Source organism: Haemophilus parainfluenzae (genome assembly GCF_036288925.1).
Lineage (GTDB): Bacteria > Pseudomonadota > Gammaproteobacteria > Enterobacterales > Pasteurellaceae > Haemophilus_D.
This window is the reverse complement of the sequence record NZ_CP127167.1, coordinates 322,958-339,359: the sequence shown is the minus strand read 5'-3', so window position 1 is coordinate 339,359 and position 16,402 is coordinate 322,958. Positions and strand designations below refer to the sequence as shown.

At 45.0% G+C, this 16,402-nt stretch carries 20 protein-coding genes; 5 read left to right on the top strand and 15 right to left on the bottom strand.

Translation table 11 applies throughout. The annotated features are described in order from the left end of the window. Window positions 1–67: 67 nt before the first annotated feature. Window positions 68–862 carry a formate/nitrite transporter family protein gene (locus tag QQS40_RS01760; RefSeq protein WP_289902171.1) on the top strand — a complete coding sequence of 265 codons (795 nt, stop codon included), beginning with the start codon at window positions 68–70 and terminating at the stop codon, window positions 860–862. Between the two features lie 49 nt (window positions 863–911). Here the strand turns inward: QQS40_RS01760 and QQS40_RS01755 are convergent, their stop codons facing one another. Further along, window positions 912–1,802 carry a LysR family transcriptional regulator gene (locus QQS40_RS01755; protein ID WP_289902172.1) on the bottom strand — a complete coding sequence of 297 codons (891 nt, stop codon included), beginning with the start codon at window positions 1,800–1,802 and terminating at the stop codon, window positions 912–914. 128 nt (window positions 1,803–1,930) lie between these two features. On the opposite strand from QQS40_RS01755, the gene QQS40_RS01750 reads away from it, so the two are divergent. The 4 genes from QQS40_RS01750 (at window position 1,931) to QQS40_RS11210 (ending at window position 3,965) form a co-directional block, all read left to right on the top strand. After that, window positions 1,931–2,779 carry an aldo/keto reductase gene (locus QQS40_RS01750; protein WP_128786832.1) on the top strand — a complete coding sequence of 283 codons (849 nt, stop codon included), beginning with the start codon at window positions 1,931–1,933 and terminating at the stop codon, window positions 2,777–2,779. Window positions 2,780–2,935: 156 nt separating this feature from the next. Next, window positions 2,936–3,169: a carboxymuconolactone decarboxylase family protein gene (locus QQS40_RS01745; protein ID WP_216364013.1), complete on the top strand. Its 234-nt coding sequence runs from the start codon at window positions 2,936–2,938 to the stop codon at window positions 3,167–3,169. Between the two features lie 12 nt (window positions 3,170–3,181). Then, the gene (locus QQS40_RS01740; protein WP_216364014.1) at window positions 3,182–3,697 is read left to right on the top strand and encodes a cupin domain-containing protein; all 516 of its coding nucleotides are present in this window, start codon (window positions 3,182–3,184) and stop codon (window positions 3,695–3,697) included. Window positions 3,698–3,758: 61 nt separating this feature from the next. Continuing rightward, window positions 3,759–3,965, top strand: coding sequence for an IS3 family transposase (locus tag QQS40_RS11210; protein ID WP_128787980.1), 207 nt, complete (start codon window positions 3,759–3,761; stop codon window positions 3,963–3,965). Between the two features lie 89 nt (window positions 3,966–4,054). Here QQS40_RS11210 and QQS40_RS01735 read toward each other — a convergent pair whose 3' ends face one another. The 14 genes from QQS40_RS01735 to QQS40_RS01670 form a co-directional block, all read right to left on the bottom strand. Beyond that, window positions 4,055–4,423: a rhodanese-like domain-containing protein gene (locus QQS40_RS01735; RefSeq protein ID WP_289902238.1), complete on the bottom strand. Its 369-nt coding sequence runs from the start codon at window positions 4,421–4,423 to the stop codon at window positions 4,055–4,057. A gap of 208 nt (window positions 4,424–4,631) precedes the next feature. Next, the gene (locus tag QQS40_RS01730) at window positions 4,632–5,477 is read right to left on the bottom strand and encodes a DNA adenine methylase (RefSeq protein ID WP_329505775.1); all 846 of its coding nucleotides are present in this window, start codon (window positions 5,475–5,477) and stop codon (window positions 4,632–4,634) included. A gap of 55 nt (window positions 5,478–5,532) precedes the next feature. Next, window positions 5,533–5,652 carry a Com family DNA-binding transcriptional regulator gene (locus QQS40_RS01725; RefSeq protein WP_005693545.1) on the bottom strand — a complete coding sequence of 40 codons (120 nt, stop codon included), beginning with the start codon at window positions 5,650–5,652 and terminating at the stop codon, window positions 5,533–5,535. 146 nt (window positions 5,653–5,798) lie between these two features. After that, complete coding sequence (locus tag QQS40_RS01720) at window positions 5,799–6,236, bottom strand: hypothetical protein (protein WP_329505769.1); 438 nt, start codon at window positions 6,234–6,236, stop codon at window positions 5,799–5,801. Next, on the bottom strand, window positions 6,229–6,858 hold the full coding sequence (locus tag QQS40_RS01715) for a DUF4376 domain-containing protein (RefSeq protein ID WP_329505767.1): 630 nt from the start codon (window positions 6,856–6,858) through the stop codon (window positions 6,229–6,231). Before QQS40_RS01715 ends, QQS40_RS01720 begins: the two co-directional genes overlap by 8 nt. Before the next feature lie 2 nt (window positions 6,859–6,860). After that, on the bottom strand, window positions 6,861–9,230 hold the full coding sequence (locus tag QQS40_RS01710) for a putative phage tail protein (protein ID WP_329505765.1): 2,370 nt from the start codon (window positions 9,228–9,230) through the stop codon (window positions 6,861–6,863). Continuing rightward, window positions 9,230–9,796, bottom strand: coding sequence for a putative phage tail protein (locus tag QQS40_RS01705; RefSeq protein ID WP_329505763.1), 567 nt, complete (start codon window positions 9,794–9,796; stop codon window positions 9,230–9,232). Before QQS40_RS01705 ends, QQS40_RS01710 begins: the two co-directional genes overlap by 1 nt. Continuing rightward, window positions 9,787–10,854 (bottom strand): baseplate J/gp47 family protein, encoded by a 1,068-nt coding sequence (locus tag QQS40_RS01700; protein WP_329505761.1) that lies wholly within the window; start codon window positions 10,852–10,854, stop codon window positions 9,787–9,789. Before QQS40_RS01700 ends, QQS40_RS01705 begins: the two co-directional genes overlap by 10 nt. Further along, complete coding sequence (locus QQS40_RS01695) at window positions 10,854–11,261, bottom strand: phage GP46 family protein (RefSeq protein ID WP_329505759.1); 408 nt, start codon at window positions 11,259–11,261, stop codon at window positions 10,854–10,856. Before QQS40_RS01695 ends, QQS40_RS01700 begins: the two co-directional genes overlap by 1 nt. Window positions 11,262–11,269: 8 nt before the next feature. After that, entirely contained in the window at window positions 11,270–11,818 is a 549-nt protein-coding gene (locus tag QQS40_RS01690) for a phage baseplate assembly protein V (RefSeq protein WP_329505757.1), read from the bottom strand. A 36-nt stretch (window positions 11,819–11,854) separates the two neighbouring features. Continuing rightward, window positions 11,855–12,325: a phage baseplate assembly protein gene (locus QQS40_RS01685; RefSeq protein ID WP_329505755.1), complete on the bottom strand. Its 471-nt coding sequence runs from the start codon at window positions 12,323–12,325 to the stop codon at window positions 11,855–11,857. Window positions 12,326–12,327: 2 nt separating this feature from the next. Next, entirely contained in the window at window positions 12,328–13,092 is a 765-nt protein-coding gene (locus tag QQS40_RS01680) for a phage baseplate assembly protein (RefSeq protein WP_329505753.1), read from the bottom strand. After that, entirely contained in the window at window positions 13,092–14,459 is a 1,368-nt protein-coding gene (locus QQS40_RS01675) for a DNA circularization protein (RefSeq protein ID WP_329505751.1), read from the bottom strand. The genes QQS40_RS01680 and QQS40_RS01675 overlap by 1 nt, the downstream gene beginning before the upstream one ends. Next, complete coding sequence (locus tag QQS40_RS01670) at window positions 14,459–16,348, bottom strand: tape measure protein (protein ID WP_329505749.1); 1,890 nt, start codon at window positions 16,346–16,348, stop codon at window positions 14,459–14,461. The genes QQS40_RS01675 and QQS40_RS01670 overlap by 1 nt, the downstream gene beginning before the upstream one ends. Window positions 16,349–16,402: the final 54 nt, after the last annotated feature.

Here is a 16,402-nt window from a genome sequence, read left to right as displayed (position 1 = left end):
AATTCTTTCGGTTTTGCTATGTGCTTTGCTACATTTTTACCGTCTTATTTTCACTAGAGGTACAACTATGCAGCATCGCGATCTTTATCCCCACGAAATCTTACAAGATGTTATTGATAAAAGTTATGCTAAGTCGCAAGGACACCTAAAAACACTCTCTATTTTAAGTTTTTTAGGTGGCGGCTATGTGAGTTTTGGTTATATGGCCTATTTAAAAGTCGTGAGTGGTATTCCTCCTGAGTGGGGAGGGCTGGCGACATTACTTGGTGCGGCCGTGTTTCCGATTTGTTTAATTTGTATTCTAATCGGTGGTGGTGAATTAGCCACGGGAAATATGATGATGATGGCATTAGGCCGTTTAACCAAAAGAGTAAGCCTTAAAAAATTATTTCGTAACTGGATTGTCGTGAGTTTGGGTAACCTGCTCGGTGCGCTGTTTATGGCCTATTTCTTAGGGCATTATGTCGGTTTATCAGAAGGTGCTGCCTCTGCTAAAACCATTGCTATTGCCGAAGCTAAAGTGCAAATGGATTTTGGTCGTGCCTTTATTTCTGCTATTGCCTGTAACTGGATGGTCTGCATGGGTATTTGGTTCTATTTTGGTGCCAAACAAACCTCTGGTCGTATTCTCGCCATGTGGTTCCCAGTGATGATTTTTGTGCTTATCGGATTACAACACTTTGTCGCTAATATGTTTATTATTCCTGCCGGGATTTTTGCTGGTGCTAATGTGACTTGGAGCCAATTCTTCTTCAATATGATTCCTGTCTTTTTAGGCAATGTCACGGGTGGTGCAGCATTTGTCGGTGCATCTTATCTTTATGCCTATCGTCATTTATTAAAGGAAGATTATTGTATTTAGTAAACGAAAATCTGACCGTACTTTGTTATGAAAAAAGCCGTCTGAAATTTCAGACGGCTTTTACTTTTAGCGCATCCACAATCAACTTAAACGCATTCGAATGCCTGCGACGGCTGGGGTAATAGAGGTAAAACGGATCGTAAGTGATGGCGTACTCGGGCAACAGCTCGACCAGTTGCCCGGAATGGAGCGCGTCTGCGGCGATGATATGCGGCAGCCAAGTGATGCCGAGTCCGTCTGAAACGGCTTGCAGACGCAGATGATTATTGGTGGAAAACTGCGATTTGGGCGTGAAGGTAATCAGCTCTTTTTTGTATTTGAATTCCCACTGCATCTCCGAGCCGTGTTCGGCGGAGAGCTTTGTGCCGATAAGGCGGTGCTTCTGCAAATCGTCAATATTTTTCGGCGAACCGTATTGCACCAAATAATCGGGTGAGGCGACCAACGCCATTTTGAACGGTGCGGAAATCGGCACGGCAATCATCTCTTTTGCCACATCGTTGCCCAGCCGCACGCCCATATCAAACCCTTCTTTCACAATGTCCGCCAAGCGGTCGTCCACCACGATCTCCAAACGGATTTTCGGGTATTGGTTCAAAATCGGCTTTAATTTCGGGTACAACACCGCTTCCGCCGCCACTGCAGAGGCATTGATACGAATCAATCCCGATGGCGTATTCAAAAAATCGTTTAATGCATCGACTTCTTGGTTTATGGCTTGATAAAGCGGGGAAAGTTGGTCGAAAAGCTGCTGCCCAGCTTCGGTTAGTGACACATTGCGTGTCGTGCGGTTGAACAAGCGCAGGTTCAGCCGCGTTTCTAAATTTTTCATGCTATGGCTCAACGCCGAAGAAGAAATCCCCAAAAGCTGTCCCGCTTTTACAAAACTCTGCGTTTGTGCGAGTGTCAAAAAATAATTCAGTTCGTTAAAGTTCTGCATTTTCCCGCCCCGTTTTAGCTGATTAGTGAATTTAATTCACGACATCATAAAACAAAGCCTAATTTATCTCAATAAAAACGCGGGGTAAAATGGCTACACTTTCATGAGAACAAACAGGAGACAATATCATGCAAAATATCACATTAAACAATGGCGTAAAAATTCCTGTGCTCGGTTTCGGCGTATTTCAAATTCCGCCCGAAGAAACGGAACAAGCTGTGATTGCCGCCATCAAGGCGGGTTACCGTCACATCGACACCGCGCAGGCTTATATAAATGAAACCGAAGTCGGTTTGGGGATTAAAAACAGCGGTGTGGCGCGCGAAGAATTGTTCGTTACCACCAAAATTTGGGTGGAAAATTTCGGCTATGAAGCCGCTAAAGCCTCGCTGGATCGTTCATTAAGCCGTCTGAATTTGGATTATATCGATATGGTGCTGATTCATCAGCCTTACGGCGACAGCCACGGCACATGGCGCGCGCTGGAAGAATATCAGGCAGCCGGCAAAATCCGCGCCATCGGCGTGAGCAATTTTTCGCCCGTACGCGCGGTGGATTTGGGGCTGTTCAATAAAGTGATGCCGCAAGCCAATCAGATTGAAATCAATCCGTTCCAACAAAAAACCGAAGCCGTTGCCGCTTTGCAGGCCGAAGGCATCGCCGTGGAAGCGTGGGGGCCGTTTGCCGAAGGCCAAAACGATATTTTCCACAATCCTGTGTTAAGCAAAATTGGCGTGAAATACGGCAAATCCGTGGCGCAGGTGATTACCCGCTGGCTGATTGATCGCGACATCATCGTGTTGGCAAAATCCACCAAACCTGAACGCATGGCGGAAAACTTGAATGTCTTTGACTTTGCCCTCAGCGATGAAGACAAAGCAGAAATTGCCAAACTGGACGGTACGTTCGCCGCCATCATAAATCACGACACGGTGGATAATTTGAAACGCATCTACGCGTGGAAAACGGGCGTATAAGAGTAGCGAGAATAGTAGTGGATAAAATCTAAACGGCTCAAACTACTTTCTTGTTTTTATTTCGTTGAAAGCCCCTTTTCTAACAACTAGAAAAGGGCTTAATCGCTCAAAAAAGTTGACCATAACAGACATAACAGAAATATGGAGGACAAATTCATGTCAGAAAAAATCGTACAAACAGCCGGAAGAAAGGCACTGGGAGAGTTCGCTCCGGAGTTTGCCCATTTTAATGATGATGTGCTATTCGGTGAAAACTGGAACAATCAGGATATTGATCTGAAGACCCGCTGCGTAATCACGATGGTGGCACTGATGTCGCAGGGCATAACGGATTCCTCTCTCGTCTACCACATTCAGAACGCGAAAGCACACGGTGTGACGAAGCAGTAGTTTGCGGCCATCGTGACGCATGTTGCTTTTTACGCTGGCTGGCCGAAGGCCTGGGCGGTTTTTAATCTTGCGAAAGCGAACGGTATTTATGATGAGGGAATGGAACCGCTGACGGAGAAGGAAAGATTCCAGAAGGAGATCTTCTTCCCTATTGGCGACCCCAACGACGGCTTTGCTCAGTATTTCGTCGGACAGAGCTATCTGGCTCCCGTATCAACAGAGCAGGTGATGATCTTCAACGTGACCTTCGAACCGGGCTGCCGAAACAACTGGCATATCCATCATGCATCAAAAGGCGGCGGCCAGATGTTGATCGGTGTCGGCGGAAAAGGCTGGTATCAGGAAGAAGGTAAGCCTGCGCAGGAGATCCTTCCCGGTACAGTGATTCATATTCCGGCGAATGTAAAGCATTGGCATGGAGCCCAGAAGGACAGCTGGTTTTCACATCTTGCCTTTGAGATCGAGGGAGAGAACGCCTCGAACGAATGGTGTGAACCGGTCATCGATGAGGAGTATCTGAGCTTATGAAGACTCTGGTTTTAAAGAGCAGCGGAAACAAACACGGCTCTTCCAATATGCTGGCGAAGGAATTTATTCGTGGCGCAAAAGAGACCAGCCGATTGAAAGTTTTTTTGCGATACTAAAATCAGCGTGTTTTTACTCACGAACTTATCATTCAATCGCTGAATTACAGGCTGAAATTGAAGAATATTTAGTGTATTACAACCAAAAACACATTAAACTTGCTTTCAAAGGATTGAGCCCAGTGCAATACCGAGCTCAATATTTAAGTTAACTAACCTGTCCAACTTTTGGAGGGCAGATCACTTTATAATAAAAATCCCCTACTGCTCTAGGGGATTTTTGCTTTAAATAATATGTTGTTTATTTCAAACCTTTTTTAACCAAATCTTCATAACCACCATGGTTGGTTACATTGGTATAGCCTGCATTTTTCAACTCAGTGAGTGCGGCTTCCGCACGGCGACCACTACGACAATAAAGATTGATTGGTGCATCTTTATCTGATCCAAGCGCTTTAACGCCTTCAACAATTTTATCATGTGGAATATTTACCGCATCTTGTAAATGTCCAGAGTTAAATTCCTCCGCTGAACGCACATCAATCCAAACGCCTTTTGCTTTTTCTAGTTGTACTGCACTTTGTTCTGTTTGTGGCGCAGTATTCGCAGAAGCAAAAAAAGGTACAGCAATCGCTGCCGCAGAAAGTACTGCTGTGAATAATTTTTTCATCATTCAATCTCCTATTAAATAGAAATAATATATTTACCTAAATAAATTTAGGGTTTATGTAAAACTGATAGTCATCATACGCCTATGTTGCGAGCCAAAAAAACTGCGAAAAAAAGCCATTAAAACTGCGAAAATAAAACCTTGAGATTTTTTCGTTGTTTTAATGGCTCATTTGTATATTTAAACGGTCTTTAAAGGAGGTTTAAATTTAGAACTTATAAATCATATTATCTTCATAAATCCCATCTTTGGAAGCAGATGCTTTAACTACAATTCGTTCATATCCTTCAAACGACTCCCAATTATCCGTTTTACTCTCCTGCATATAGTCCAAATAACGGATAAACTCACTTTTCGTGCTACTGAAGAAGATATAAGGTGGCTTCGTCAAATTGATTAGCCGTAAAAAATCAATTAAATCAAAGTAAGTGCCTTGTTTGTAGCTCTCTTGGCGAGTGCATAAATAAGGTGGATCAAGTAATAGTAGCACCTTTTCTTGATTTTGATAGCGGGGGATTAGCTTATGGAACGACTCACTTATAACCTCAATGCCATCTAAATAGCCCTCAGCCGTTGGGTAATCGCTTTGGCGCACACAATGCCAAAAATCTTTGGCAAATAACGCCTCAATACTGCCAACTTGCTGTCCAGAAAATAATAACCAAGAAGCTAAACAGTTCAGGTCTTTATAACCCTTGAAATCATTGATTTTATTGATAATTTCTGCTTTAATTTCTTTGCTTAATCGTCCGTTTTTTGGTATAATACCGTGTAAGTAATTAAAGATAATTTGGCGTAATCTGTTGATGTCGTCAATGTGCTTTAATCGTTCGGCGTAGCCATCAAAATCGTTATAAATTACGGTTGCTTTTGGCTTCAGTCGCTTGGCGGTATGGCTTAACAAGCCACTACCTCCAAATACGTCCACAATCGTCCAACCATCACCTTCTCCATCAATGTGTTTGTTTAACACAATTTCCACGTGTTTTAAAAACATTCTTTTTTGCCCGATAAACGGTAGCGGGGCTTGTTTAAAAGTTTTTTTGTTTGCCATAGTTTTTCCTTCTATGGCGTTCTGATACTCAAGGTATTCCGACACTCAAATTAAGTTATTTAGTAAAGTTAATTACTTTGCAGCGTGGGCATTTGATTTCTAAATAACCAACTGTACCCACTTTCGCCAATAATTTGTTACAAAATGTGCAACGGATTGTTTTAATTGACTGCATATATTCTCCATAATTAAAAGATTTGTTACAATCCGCCCGCCTTGCGCAAGGTAGGCGGCGTATGGCTATATGCAGGCATGTTCTGCGTAGCTGGTAATAACGCGCATTGCCGTGCCGTTATTATCGCCGTCTTTTCTTTTTTTGAACTAAACTTTGTGCAGGGTAAACCCTCCTTTTATCAACTCAGCTAGTTTATTCGGGCTTAACGCCTTTTTCGGGGCTTCGCCCAAAATTGCCTCATAACACCACTCACTACAATAATATCGACTTGGCTTTTGCTTAAACGGTAACACGCAACCAATTGCCCCGATAAAATCGTATTTTTTGCCACCAGTACGCTGAAAAAAGTCCACAATGTCTGAATCTGTGTGTACTGGGATTAAATCCCACTTATCCGCTGGTAGTCGCATTGTTTTTACACGTACACCACCATCACGAGGGCTTGAGGAATAGCATTGGTAAACGCTTAAACCTGTTTTGATTGCCACCTCGCAATGGCTATAAGGTTTACCCGTAAACAAGCGGATAATTTTATCGACCCAATTACCACGGGCTTTGTACATAGCGAGAGAAATCTTACTCATTACCTTGCTCCTTGATAAAATCAGTATAGGTTTTAGTCCAGCCCGTTGAATAATCATACTCAAGCGGATTGTCTACCAACATTACTGCCTCTTTGTGTTTAATTGCATTGGCGTGGTTAGCTTGTTTGGCTTGCAGTAATGCGCCCACGATTACGGCTAATGTTTGGCGGTTGATGGTGCTGCTAGTGTTGTCCGCCCATGTCCACTCAATCTCCATATCGCCGAGCAAATCAAGGCTTGCTTTAACACCTAAAATGTTTTGGTAAGCCTTATCGTTCGAATCAACCCACTTGCCAAGTTGGGGCACAAATACACCGCTTGCATCGGTTTGGTCGCGTTTAGTGTTGATTGCTTGGCGGATTTTGTCGCGCTCTAAAATAAGTTTCTGACTAAGTTTTTCTTTATTCAACACCCATTGATTATTTATTAAGTCATAGCAGTCTGAAGGTCTCACATTGCTTAATGTCAGATTATTATTAAAAAGGATAATTTCTCGACCTTTGGCTCGACCATCAACTAAAAACTGATATTCGCTTTCTCGCACCGAAATCGCATCTTGGGGAATACTGTGAATACCCTCAACAAGAAAGCATTGATTTTCTACGTCATAAAAATAATTCATTGTTATCTCCCCTTTGCATACCATTTAATGCCGCCGGCATATTTTGTACTGTTAATGGTTGCACTTGTATTGTTTACATTTCCTACACTGAGACCAACAACACTTGCAGAATTACTAATATCAATGGGGATTACAAAAAAACATTCATTGAATGCAATCGGAAAATGAATTGTTGCTTGTGATGTTCGCTCTGGAAAATCTAAAAATCCCCACTGCTCAATTTCACCATTTGGTAAAATGCGCCAGCCGTTATTCGCAACAAGATTTTGAGAAAATTGGTCTCTAAACCATTTTGCTGTAATTGCTTTATCTCCGTTTTCCTGCTTATCAGGAGAGGTTACATAAACACTTTTTAAGCGTCTGGATGGTCTGCCAATGGCATTAACATTATCTTTATCCGGGAATAACTCGTGCGAACCTGAAAATTTCCAACTATGCTCATTGCCTACCATAATAGTTGTGAGATCGCTATCAGCTCGATATCGAATACTAAATTTCAGATCATCGCCTTTAACAAGGTCTAAATCAGCACCGCTTCCACCATCGATTTTCGCTACAGCCACACCTGAATGCTCAACTAACAATCCATCAACAGGTTGTGATCTTCCGCTTCCTCGGCTACCTTTCGGTCGCACATGTAAGTTTGCTAATGGATTTTGATTTAAAGGGATGTTGATGCCGTAACGGTTATTGTGTAAATCCCCCGTAAAACCACTGCCAATTGCAAGTTTATTGTTAACTGATCCAGTCGCGCCGATATCATTGCCAATAATAATTGAGTTATTGACTTCGCTTGCGTTTGCCATAGCGCTCACACCAATCACAATGGCGTTGTTAGTATTCGCAGTATTAGCAGCGTGCGAACCGATACCAATGCTTTTAGTGTGATTACCTCGCTCAAAAGCGCTAGCCCCTATTGCAATGGCTCTGGATAAGCTATGCCCTAATTTTAGGGCATGCGCGCCAATGGCGACCGAAAATCCAGCGCGTGTGGCTTTATTCATTGCAGCAAAACCAACTGCTGTATTATGGTTAGTATCAAGCACACCAACATCGGTATTACTGTAAACATAACGTAGTTCTGCCTGACCTGATGTATTAAGGCTTTTTGATGATTGTATTGTGATAGTATTACCAGTTTTGCTTAATACCTTTGCGGGGACTACATCATTCAAAAGCGTTTTAGCCGCACCATCCAACAATCTAACGCCAACAATGCAGTTAACATCAGCACCTTGCAGATTGTCAAAAGTTAAAGTGATTACATTGCCATTTTGACTGTATGTTCCTTGTTGATTACCTTGCCACAATATACTCCCACCGTTAGGGGCGATATCGGCCTCAAGTTCTTTGAGTGAGCCGAATCCGATGGCGGTGTTGTATAATCCTTTTTTCAGCTTTTCCGCAGCATACGCACCAACAGCTACGCTACTTGATGAGGCAATATATTGATTTAGGGCATTAACGCCGACCGCTACACTTTCTTTGATTTTGGATGGATGAGCATGTTCGATGTCTCCACTAAAGCCAATGGGAACAATACCTCCAATTGCACCAGCTCCTAATGCCACATTTAATGAGCCAGATTCGAGGTTTTGCCCAGCATTACGTCCAATAGCGATATTAGAATAGCCACTTGTAATTCCTCGACCAGCATTACCACCGATACCGATATTACGCGTACCATTAACTTGTGATTGACTATACCAAGGGGTGTCTGCATTTACGTTGTATAAACTATCTGCTCCAATAGCAATGTTATCTCGTGTAACCTGTGCAGTACCTAGCGCTCTACTGCCTATTGCAATACTTTCATAAGCATTTGTTAAATTCGCGGCTGCTTTACGCCCAATAACAACTAGGTTATTGTGATCACTTACTTGGGTAATTGTACGACCACCACTTTCAGCACCTAAAATAACGTTACCACCACCAGTTCGCTCAAGATGTTTCCAGCGTTTACCGCTGTTTGTAACAATAGTGGTGCCATTGTTGTCAGCACTCTTATTATCAATGGCATCATAATAGTAAACAGCATAACCAAAACCAAATTGGCTTTGGGGCATTTTAACTACAACGCGTTGTCCTTCTCGGGTGGGCTCAAACTCACGCAGTGCATCAATGCTTTCCACTTGACCCGATAGCACTTGCAAGGCTTTGGCTAATTGAGTAAGGTCGGTTTTATTAGGTTCGATACCGGCTTCTTTCAACACATTCAGCAATTCAGCTTGGATAATGTTAAACCAGTGCGCACCTGGGTAACTTGGGTCGTTGCCATCACGCCCTTCGGTAAACCAAAGTGGTTCTTTGCTGAAGACTTCCGGGATTTCGGGCATTTGTTTAATGCCGGATTTGTTATCTAGTGCGTACATTAAGCGGTGTCCTTATAAATAAATACCATCTCAATATCAGCGTTGCAGTAACGCTTTAAGATTTGTTGCAATTCTTGGTTTCTATCCACCTCATCGGTGGGGTTGGTCGGCAATTTTTCGGTGTAGATGAAAATTCGCCACGCATTTTCATATTCATAGAGTGGGTAAAGGCAATCACGCAAGCAGTGGTGCGGATAGTAATTGACGATCTCAATTTGATAACCGGCACGCTTTGCCGCTTCTTCGAGGTAGATTTTGCTACTAGAGCCTAACTCTTCCTCTTTCTCTTTTACCTGTGCTTGGCGTTCAGCAATGCTTTTACCAACAATTTGTCGTCCTGCTTCAGGCAATCCAAAGAAACTTTCCCATTCTTCCAGCAGTAACGTGGCTTGCCCTGGCATACGCTCTTTGATGAGGTCGTGGGCTTTGCCATTGACTTCCACTAGTTGGTCGCAACGCACGGCAAGCACCTTGGCAAGGTTGCTGTCTAGTGCCCGTTTCCACGCTAAACCCACGGGGAGCAACTTAATCGCCGCATCTAAATACTGAACGTGGGTCATAGCCATTCGATGTCTCCTAGGGTGGCGATGTTATCGCTTAACAATTGCACATCTGCGGTCGGAAAAATCACGCTGTTATCGACTTCGCCTGCGGTGTTGGAGACGGTGGCTCGAATTTGGGAGAGATAAAGCAATGCGCCCACACCAGCATTAGCAAGATAAGCAGAAAGGCTCTTGCGTACTGCTTGGCGTAGCGTTGGAGTATCAGGTGCAAGACGGATTTTAAAATTGACCGCTTGAAACTGTGGTGCGAACACATAGAGTTCCACATTTGCCGGCATACCCTCAAATTGTCCGGTGGCTTCGTTTTTATGCCCAGTGATGTAAGCACGCACACGGGCAATGTCTTCAGCGGTGGGTAAAATGTCTTCACGATCATCACAAGCGAAAGCCACACCCACCGAGCCACCCCCTAAGTAGCGTTCAAAACACCAAGCACGGGTTACGCCTGACACTTCGGTCGCCCAGCGTACATAATCGTGGGGCGCACCGTTTGCCGGTGGGTTTTGCACACGGTAAATTAAGCGAGCTAATAAACGCGAGAGCGACTCAATATCTGCGCCACCACTCATTGCCTTGACGGTTGCGGTGGGTAATAAGCCTAAAATCGCAGAAGTCAGCGAAAGGCTTGTACCGGCTTTCAAATTGCCATCCACGCCTGTGGTTTCACATTTCACCGCAATATCAGCGGTGCCGGCTTTTACCACGGTTTCTTGGGTGGTGATAAAGGTCAGCCCTGTGTTGGAGTCTTCAAGCACTGTGCCTTCGGGGATTGTAGTATCGTTGGCTGCTGTCACCGTTACCACACCTGTGGCAGTAGAGGCTTGTTTGCGTACAATGCCTTTATAGAGGCAGTATTCAATTAAATAGTCTTCTTCGGCTGTAGTTGGAATAATTTGGCGTGCGAGCCAGTCCAAGTGCATATGTTCGCCCGCGCTTAATGCTGCACAAATGCGGTTAATCACGCCAATCACATTGTGTCGCTTAAGCGTTGGGAAACGATACTGAAACTGTTGCTCGCCTTGTTTAATCAGGCTTGAAAGTGTCGGGGTATTAAATGCCATTAGAGACTCCAATTTGCACGGAAGGTGCGTTGTTCTGTGCGCCCGTCGGGCAACACCACAAGGATTTCTAACAGCAAGACCGACATTTGCGGATTGGTGGCAATCACTTGCACGCTTTTTGCCACACCATCATCAACCAACCATTGCAAGGCTTGGCTGGCGTAAAGTTGTGCGTCGTCAAGGATTTCATAAAGTTGTTTGGAGCGACTTAATGTCCAAAGTTTTGAACCTGTTTGATAGCCGTCATTAAAGGAATCGCCCCACCAGCCACGTTCGCCCTCAACACGCAAATCGGTGAACAGGCTAATGATAATGGCGTTGGTAAGGGTATCATCAAGCAAAAGCGACTCAGTGTCTAGCACCAAGTCGCCTTCGCCATTGTGCCACGTTAAGGCTAAATCTGACATACTGCTCCTTACGGAACAGGTTTGCCCACACGTTTTTCGTGGTCGTGGTTTTTTCCGCTGATTCCGCTTGACTGGTGGTCGGTTGCTGTTGATATTCCCATAATATCAACGTTGCCGGTAAAGGTCGTTTGCGGACTATCAAACGTGATTTGTTGTGCGGAACAGTCGAGAGTGTCAGTTTCGATAGTGAATTTTTTACACGAGAGGATCGCTTCACCATTTTCGGTTAAACGCAGTTGATGACCTTCTAAATGATACAACACGCTGTCGCCAGCAATCAAGCCGGCAGGACGCACGCTTTTATCATCAACCACCACGGCAACCAAGTGGGAACGTTTGCTACCGACAGACACCACAATGGCTTCACCGGCTTTAGGCACAGAATAATGCCCGTAGTTTTGAAAGCGTTCCACATCATCGGCCACTTCGTCTGATTGCAGCCGTAGCTGGAGATTTTGGCGTGCGTAGGCATCATTCACCACTGACACCACCGCACGACTGACCAGTAGTTGTAGCCCTCGTTTAAGTGGGGCAATTATGCGATTTATTGCTTGCATAAAGTCTTTTTAAACCCTGTTTAAACCTTGTTTAAATTATTCGACAAAGCCAGTAAATTCTTTCACATTATCTTTATCGGATTTTTTTGCTTTCTTTGATTTGCCTTTTTGCCCTTTCTTGCCTTTGCCGTCTTTGACATCATCGAGGGTGTCATCAGCCGGTTCATCAAAGGCATCACGGTGCATTAAGGTCATTTCGGTAATGGTACCTTTCTCATCTAAGGTGTAAGTGCAATCGACAATCAGGCGTTCAGCCTTATGTATGCCAAATTGTGGGGCATCGAGTACCACTAGTTCATTCGGTAGCCACAGTGTGCCGTCAGGCTTGAACCAGCCTTGCACTCGTGCAGTGGCTTTTTGCCCTTCGGCTTGGCGGCGTTTGCGCTCCCAGTCGGCTCGTTGATAACCGCTTGTGCCTGTCATGTTGTCATCGGCAATAATAATCATCGGACGATAACGATTGATGGCTTGGTCATTGACTTCTACTTTTAAACCGCTTGCACTCATATTTACTCCGTAAAACCGTCAAATTCTTTAGGTTCTTCTTTTCCTTTTTTGCCTTTTGCTGCTTTGTTTTTGGTTTGAGTGTCGCCTTTGGCTCCGCCTTGCTCAGCATCGCCAATCACGCGATAAAGTGAAAAGCGTTGCAACCAGCTGTCGGTTTGTTCGAGTTCGAGCAGGTTTTCACCTAATGTTAAGTTGCCGACTTGTTTGGTGCTGGGTTCAGTAAACAGCAAGTTGCCGTCCACGTCGCTGGTGACTAACACACCTTTGTGTCGGGCGATTTTGCTTAAATTATCAAAGGCGGTTTCGCCTGGTTCCACTTGCCACACAGGTATGCGTTCATTGGCTTCAGGGGCTTGCACTTGCCACACCACGTTAATGCCAAAAGGTTTGCAAATTGCTTCAGCAATCTGTTTGGCAGTTTGGTTTTTGAATTGGTAGCTGTTGTGAATAATGGCACAATCCACCAAGTCGCAGGTTTTATCCCGTCCGCTAATGGTGATGGTTTTGTCGTTACCGCTTACGCGTTGTTTGATTTCGTCCAAGTAACCGGTAATCACGGTTTGCCCGCCCATTTTCAGCACCAGTGGCGAACCTGCGGCAAGCACTGATATATCATCTTCAGGTCGCACAGCAATGCCTAAATCAAAACGACCACTCATTGATTCCAGCGAGCGTTGCAGGTTAAGGCTTTTCCAACCGGATAAAATTTTGCCATTTAGATAGAGTTCGATCTTATTATTGGTTTCTGTGTTATTTTTATCTGGCATTACTGTAAAACCTCCAAGGTAGTACCACCTAAACAAAAGAGCGGGTGCGAAATACCGTTACGCAGCGCCAAGCGTTTCCACGTTTTACTATTCCCCGTATGCTGATATTCGAGCAAAATCGCAGGGTAAGTGTCGTTGAGCGTGATTTCACGGGCGTTTGCCAGCCGTTCACCGCGCTGTTGTAAATCTCGCATTAAGGTTAAGCGATACTGCTCGAGGGCGGCGTAGCTTGTCCACTGTTCTGCATCAGCGTTGTCTAAAATGACCGCTTCCAGTTGTTCGTCCACCTCAGCAATATAACGCTGTACATCGGCTTTGGATTCAATCAGGGTAGCAATTGTCTCTTCCGTGACCGTTTTCTGTGCCACAGACTCAGTCACCGCATCAGAAATCGCTTTGCCATATTCCACTGCAAGGGTGGAGAGTACCAAGCGTTTTAATAAAAACGTGGTTTTATTCATCAAAGCGTCAAAAATTTCTTGCTCGTGTAAGTTTTTAAACTGACGGGCTAAAATTTCTGTTTCAGCCACATTGTTGGTTTTGGCTGTCACCATTTCGTCCAGTGTGCTTTTGCTGATTTCGTTTTTAGTCGCAGTTAAATCGCCTAATGCTGAACTAATGGAATCGGTGATCACAATGTGTTGTACAAATTGTCGTTGCGAATTGACCGCACTTCGCACGTTCAGTCTTGTTAGCTGTTGCAGTTCGTATGCCAGCACTTTTGGCGTTAAAAGCAGACTACCCAAGCGGTTTTTAATGGATAGGGCTTTGTCTTTCACTTCTGTTAATCCGCTCACCGTATTTGCCACGCCCTCAAAGATGTTTTCGATAAATGCGGCGGTAGTATCAGCAAGGCGGAATAAGGGGTTATCCACCATCGATTCGATAAAGCCCGACACATCTTGCACCATTTCGGCAAATTCGTCCGATAGGCTGTTGAGGGTTGCTTGATATTCCGACAACACCGAATAAGCGGTATCTTCGGCAATTTCTGGCGCATTTTTTTCGATTGCCGGCAGAAAATTGATGTCAAAACGCGTAACCCTTTGATGGTTGGTTGAGTTTTTCGCACGGTAGTCGTCCACCCGCACCTCAATAGTGCCAAAGTAAGGGTGCTTGAGCGTGCCTGCACCACTGGCTTCAAGAGCGTCAATCAGTTTTTCTGCCTGTGCTAAATGATCGTCACCGATAACTAAGCAAGAGACTTGATAACGGCGCAGGCGTTTGCCCATATCTTCGGTTAACCCCTCATCACGCAACGGATATTCGTGTGAGACAATACGGCGACCGCCGTCTAAGCCTTGCTCTTCTTCGATGAGAAAAGGCACGCCGCGAAAGCTGCCTTTACCGCTGATTTTGGTTGCCATTACCACATACCTCCCATGCCTAATGTTCCCATTTGCACTGCTGTTTCTAAGCTACCCCGTTGTTGATTGGTTTGTATTTTGGCTTGTGTTGCCGTAGCAATGAGTTGGTCAGAGGCTTTCACAGCAATGTTAATTGTCCCATTGAGCTCGTTTTTAATCGGCTCTGGGTCAGAGAGATATTCGCCCACCTCTGAACCTAACCATTCGCCGAGCCAACCGCCCACATAAGAGCCTATAGCCGCCCCAACTACAGGAATTGGGATCAGGGCTTGTCCGACTATTGCCCCTGCAGTGGCACCTGCGATAGAACCAATCGCCTCAGATTTCTCTTTGGTGTTGGTGGTATCGTCCATCAACACGGTGACACCTTCTGCCACTGCCAAGCCTGTTCCTAGGTAAGGCACGGCTTTTGATGCACCACGCCCTAAAGATTTCACGCCATTGCCCACGGAACGCACCACACCGCTTGAAGCAGAGGTAACAGGTGCTGCAACCTTAGGCACAACAGCTGCAGAAGCCGCCACTGCCGCAACAGGGGAACGCCCGCCACCAAGTCCTCGTTTAGGTTTTGGTGCTTTGTTTTTCTTTTTAGTTTTCTTATCTTTATCACGCCCATCTTCGATGACATCATAACCATAACCACCACCGCCACCAAAGCCCATCGGGAAGTTGGTTACATAAACAGGGGTAACGCCTACGGTAGCTCCTAATGCACCTGCCACACCATCAGCCAAACCACCTGCGCCGCCTTTTTTACGGTTGAAGATTTTGTTATAACCCCATTTACCTGCCGACCAGCCCCAACCTGCCACAGTTTGCACTTTTTCGCTGCGCAAGAATTTGTTGCCGACATATAATGCCCCCATAAATTTGGCTAAATTGCCGTAACCGCCAGCCTTTTCAGAGACCCAGCTCATGACCGAGCCGATACTCTCTAACACAGGCTTCACGTCTTTTGCCATCTCTTTGAGGTTTTTTAGGGCTTCAATCAGCGTGTCGCTGACGGTTTTCGCAAAATCATCAAGCGTGCCATCATCAATTTTTTCGTTAAGCCACTCAACAAAATCGCCTAGTTCCTTTTTCAAGGCATCAAAAGCACCGTGTTCCATAAAGCGTGCCTGCATCGACGTCCAAGTATCTTCAAGGTTAGATACTAAACCGTCCCAGGTTTTCATCTGTTCCTTGGCTGCCCCTTGAGCATCGCGTCCCATACCTCGCAATAAGGCATGGATAGCTTTACGCCCTAGTTTGCCTTCCTGTAACATTTTTTGCATTTGGTCGGCGGTGTATTTACCACCTGTTTCCTTGGCAAGGATTTCAAATACTTTGACATTACGTTCAAGCAAAGGGTTGATTTCTTCCATGGAAAGCTTGCCTTTGATAAAACCTTTACTGATGGCCGAGATATAGCCGTCTAGGTTTGCCTTATCGCCGCCCACTTTGGCGTTATAATCCACAAGGGCTTGCAATGAACCGTTCATCGGGTCAATGCCAGCGGTTTTCAGACGCATCATTGCATCTTGGGTGTCGGCAAATGCCATAGGGGTGTCGGTGGCAAACTTTTTAAGCCATGCATCAGCCATTTCGCCTTGCTCACCAAAGGTTTGCTTCATTCGGATTTTTGCCATCTCGAAATCAGCGGCGGTGCGCAACATTGATTTCCCCACCATTGCCGTGCCAGCGGCAGCGCCGACACCAATGATAGGGATAGTGATGTTCCCCAGCCCATTAAAGCCCTTGGAAACTGCAGAAATAGCACGACTTACCTTGTTCAGGCTGCTCACGTTTTTGTTTGCCATATTGGCAATCGAATTGCTAAATCGTGCCGCTTGTTGTGAGACGTTGCCCGCTAGATTGACAAAAAACGAGGTAGAGTTATTTGCCATCATTGCCTCCTATGTAGCCAATATAGCGTGGCAAGTTAAAGATAGGTTGAGAAAGCA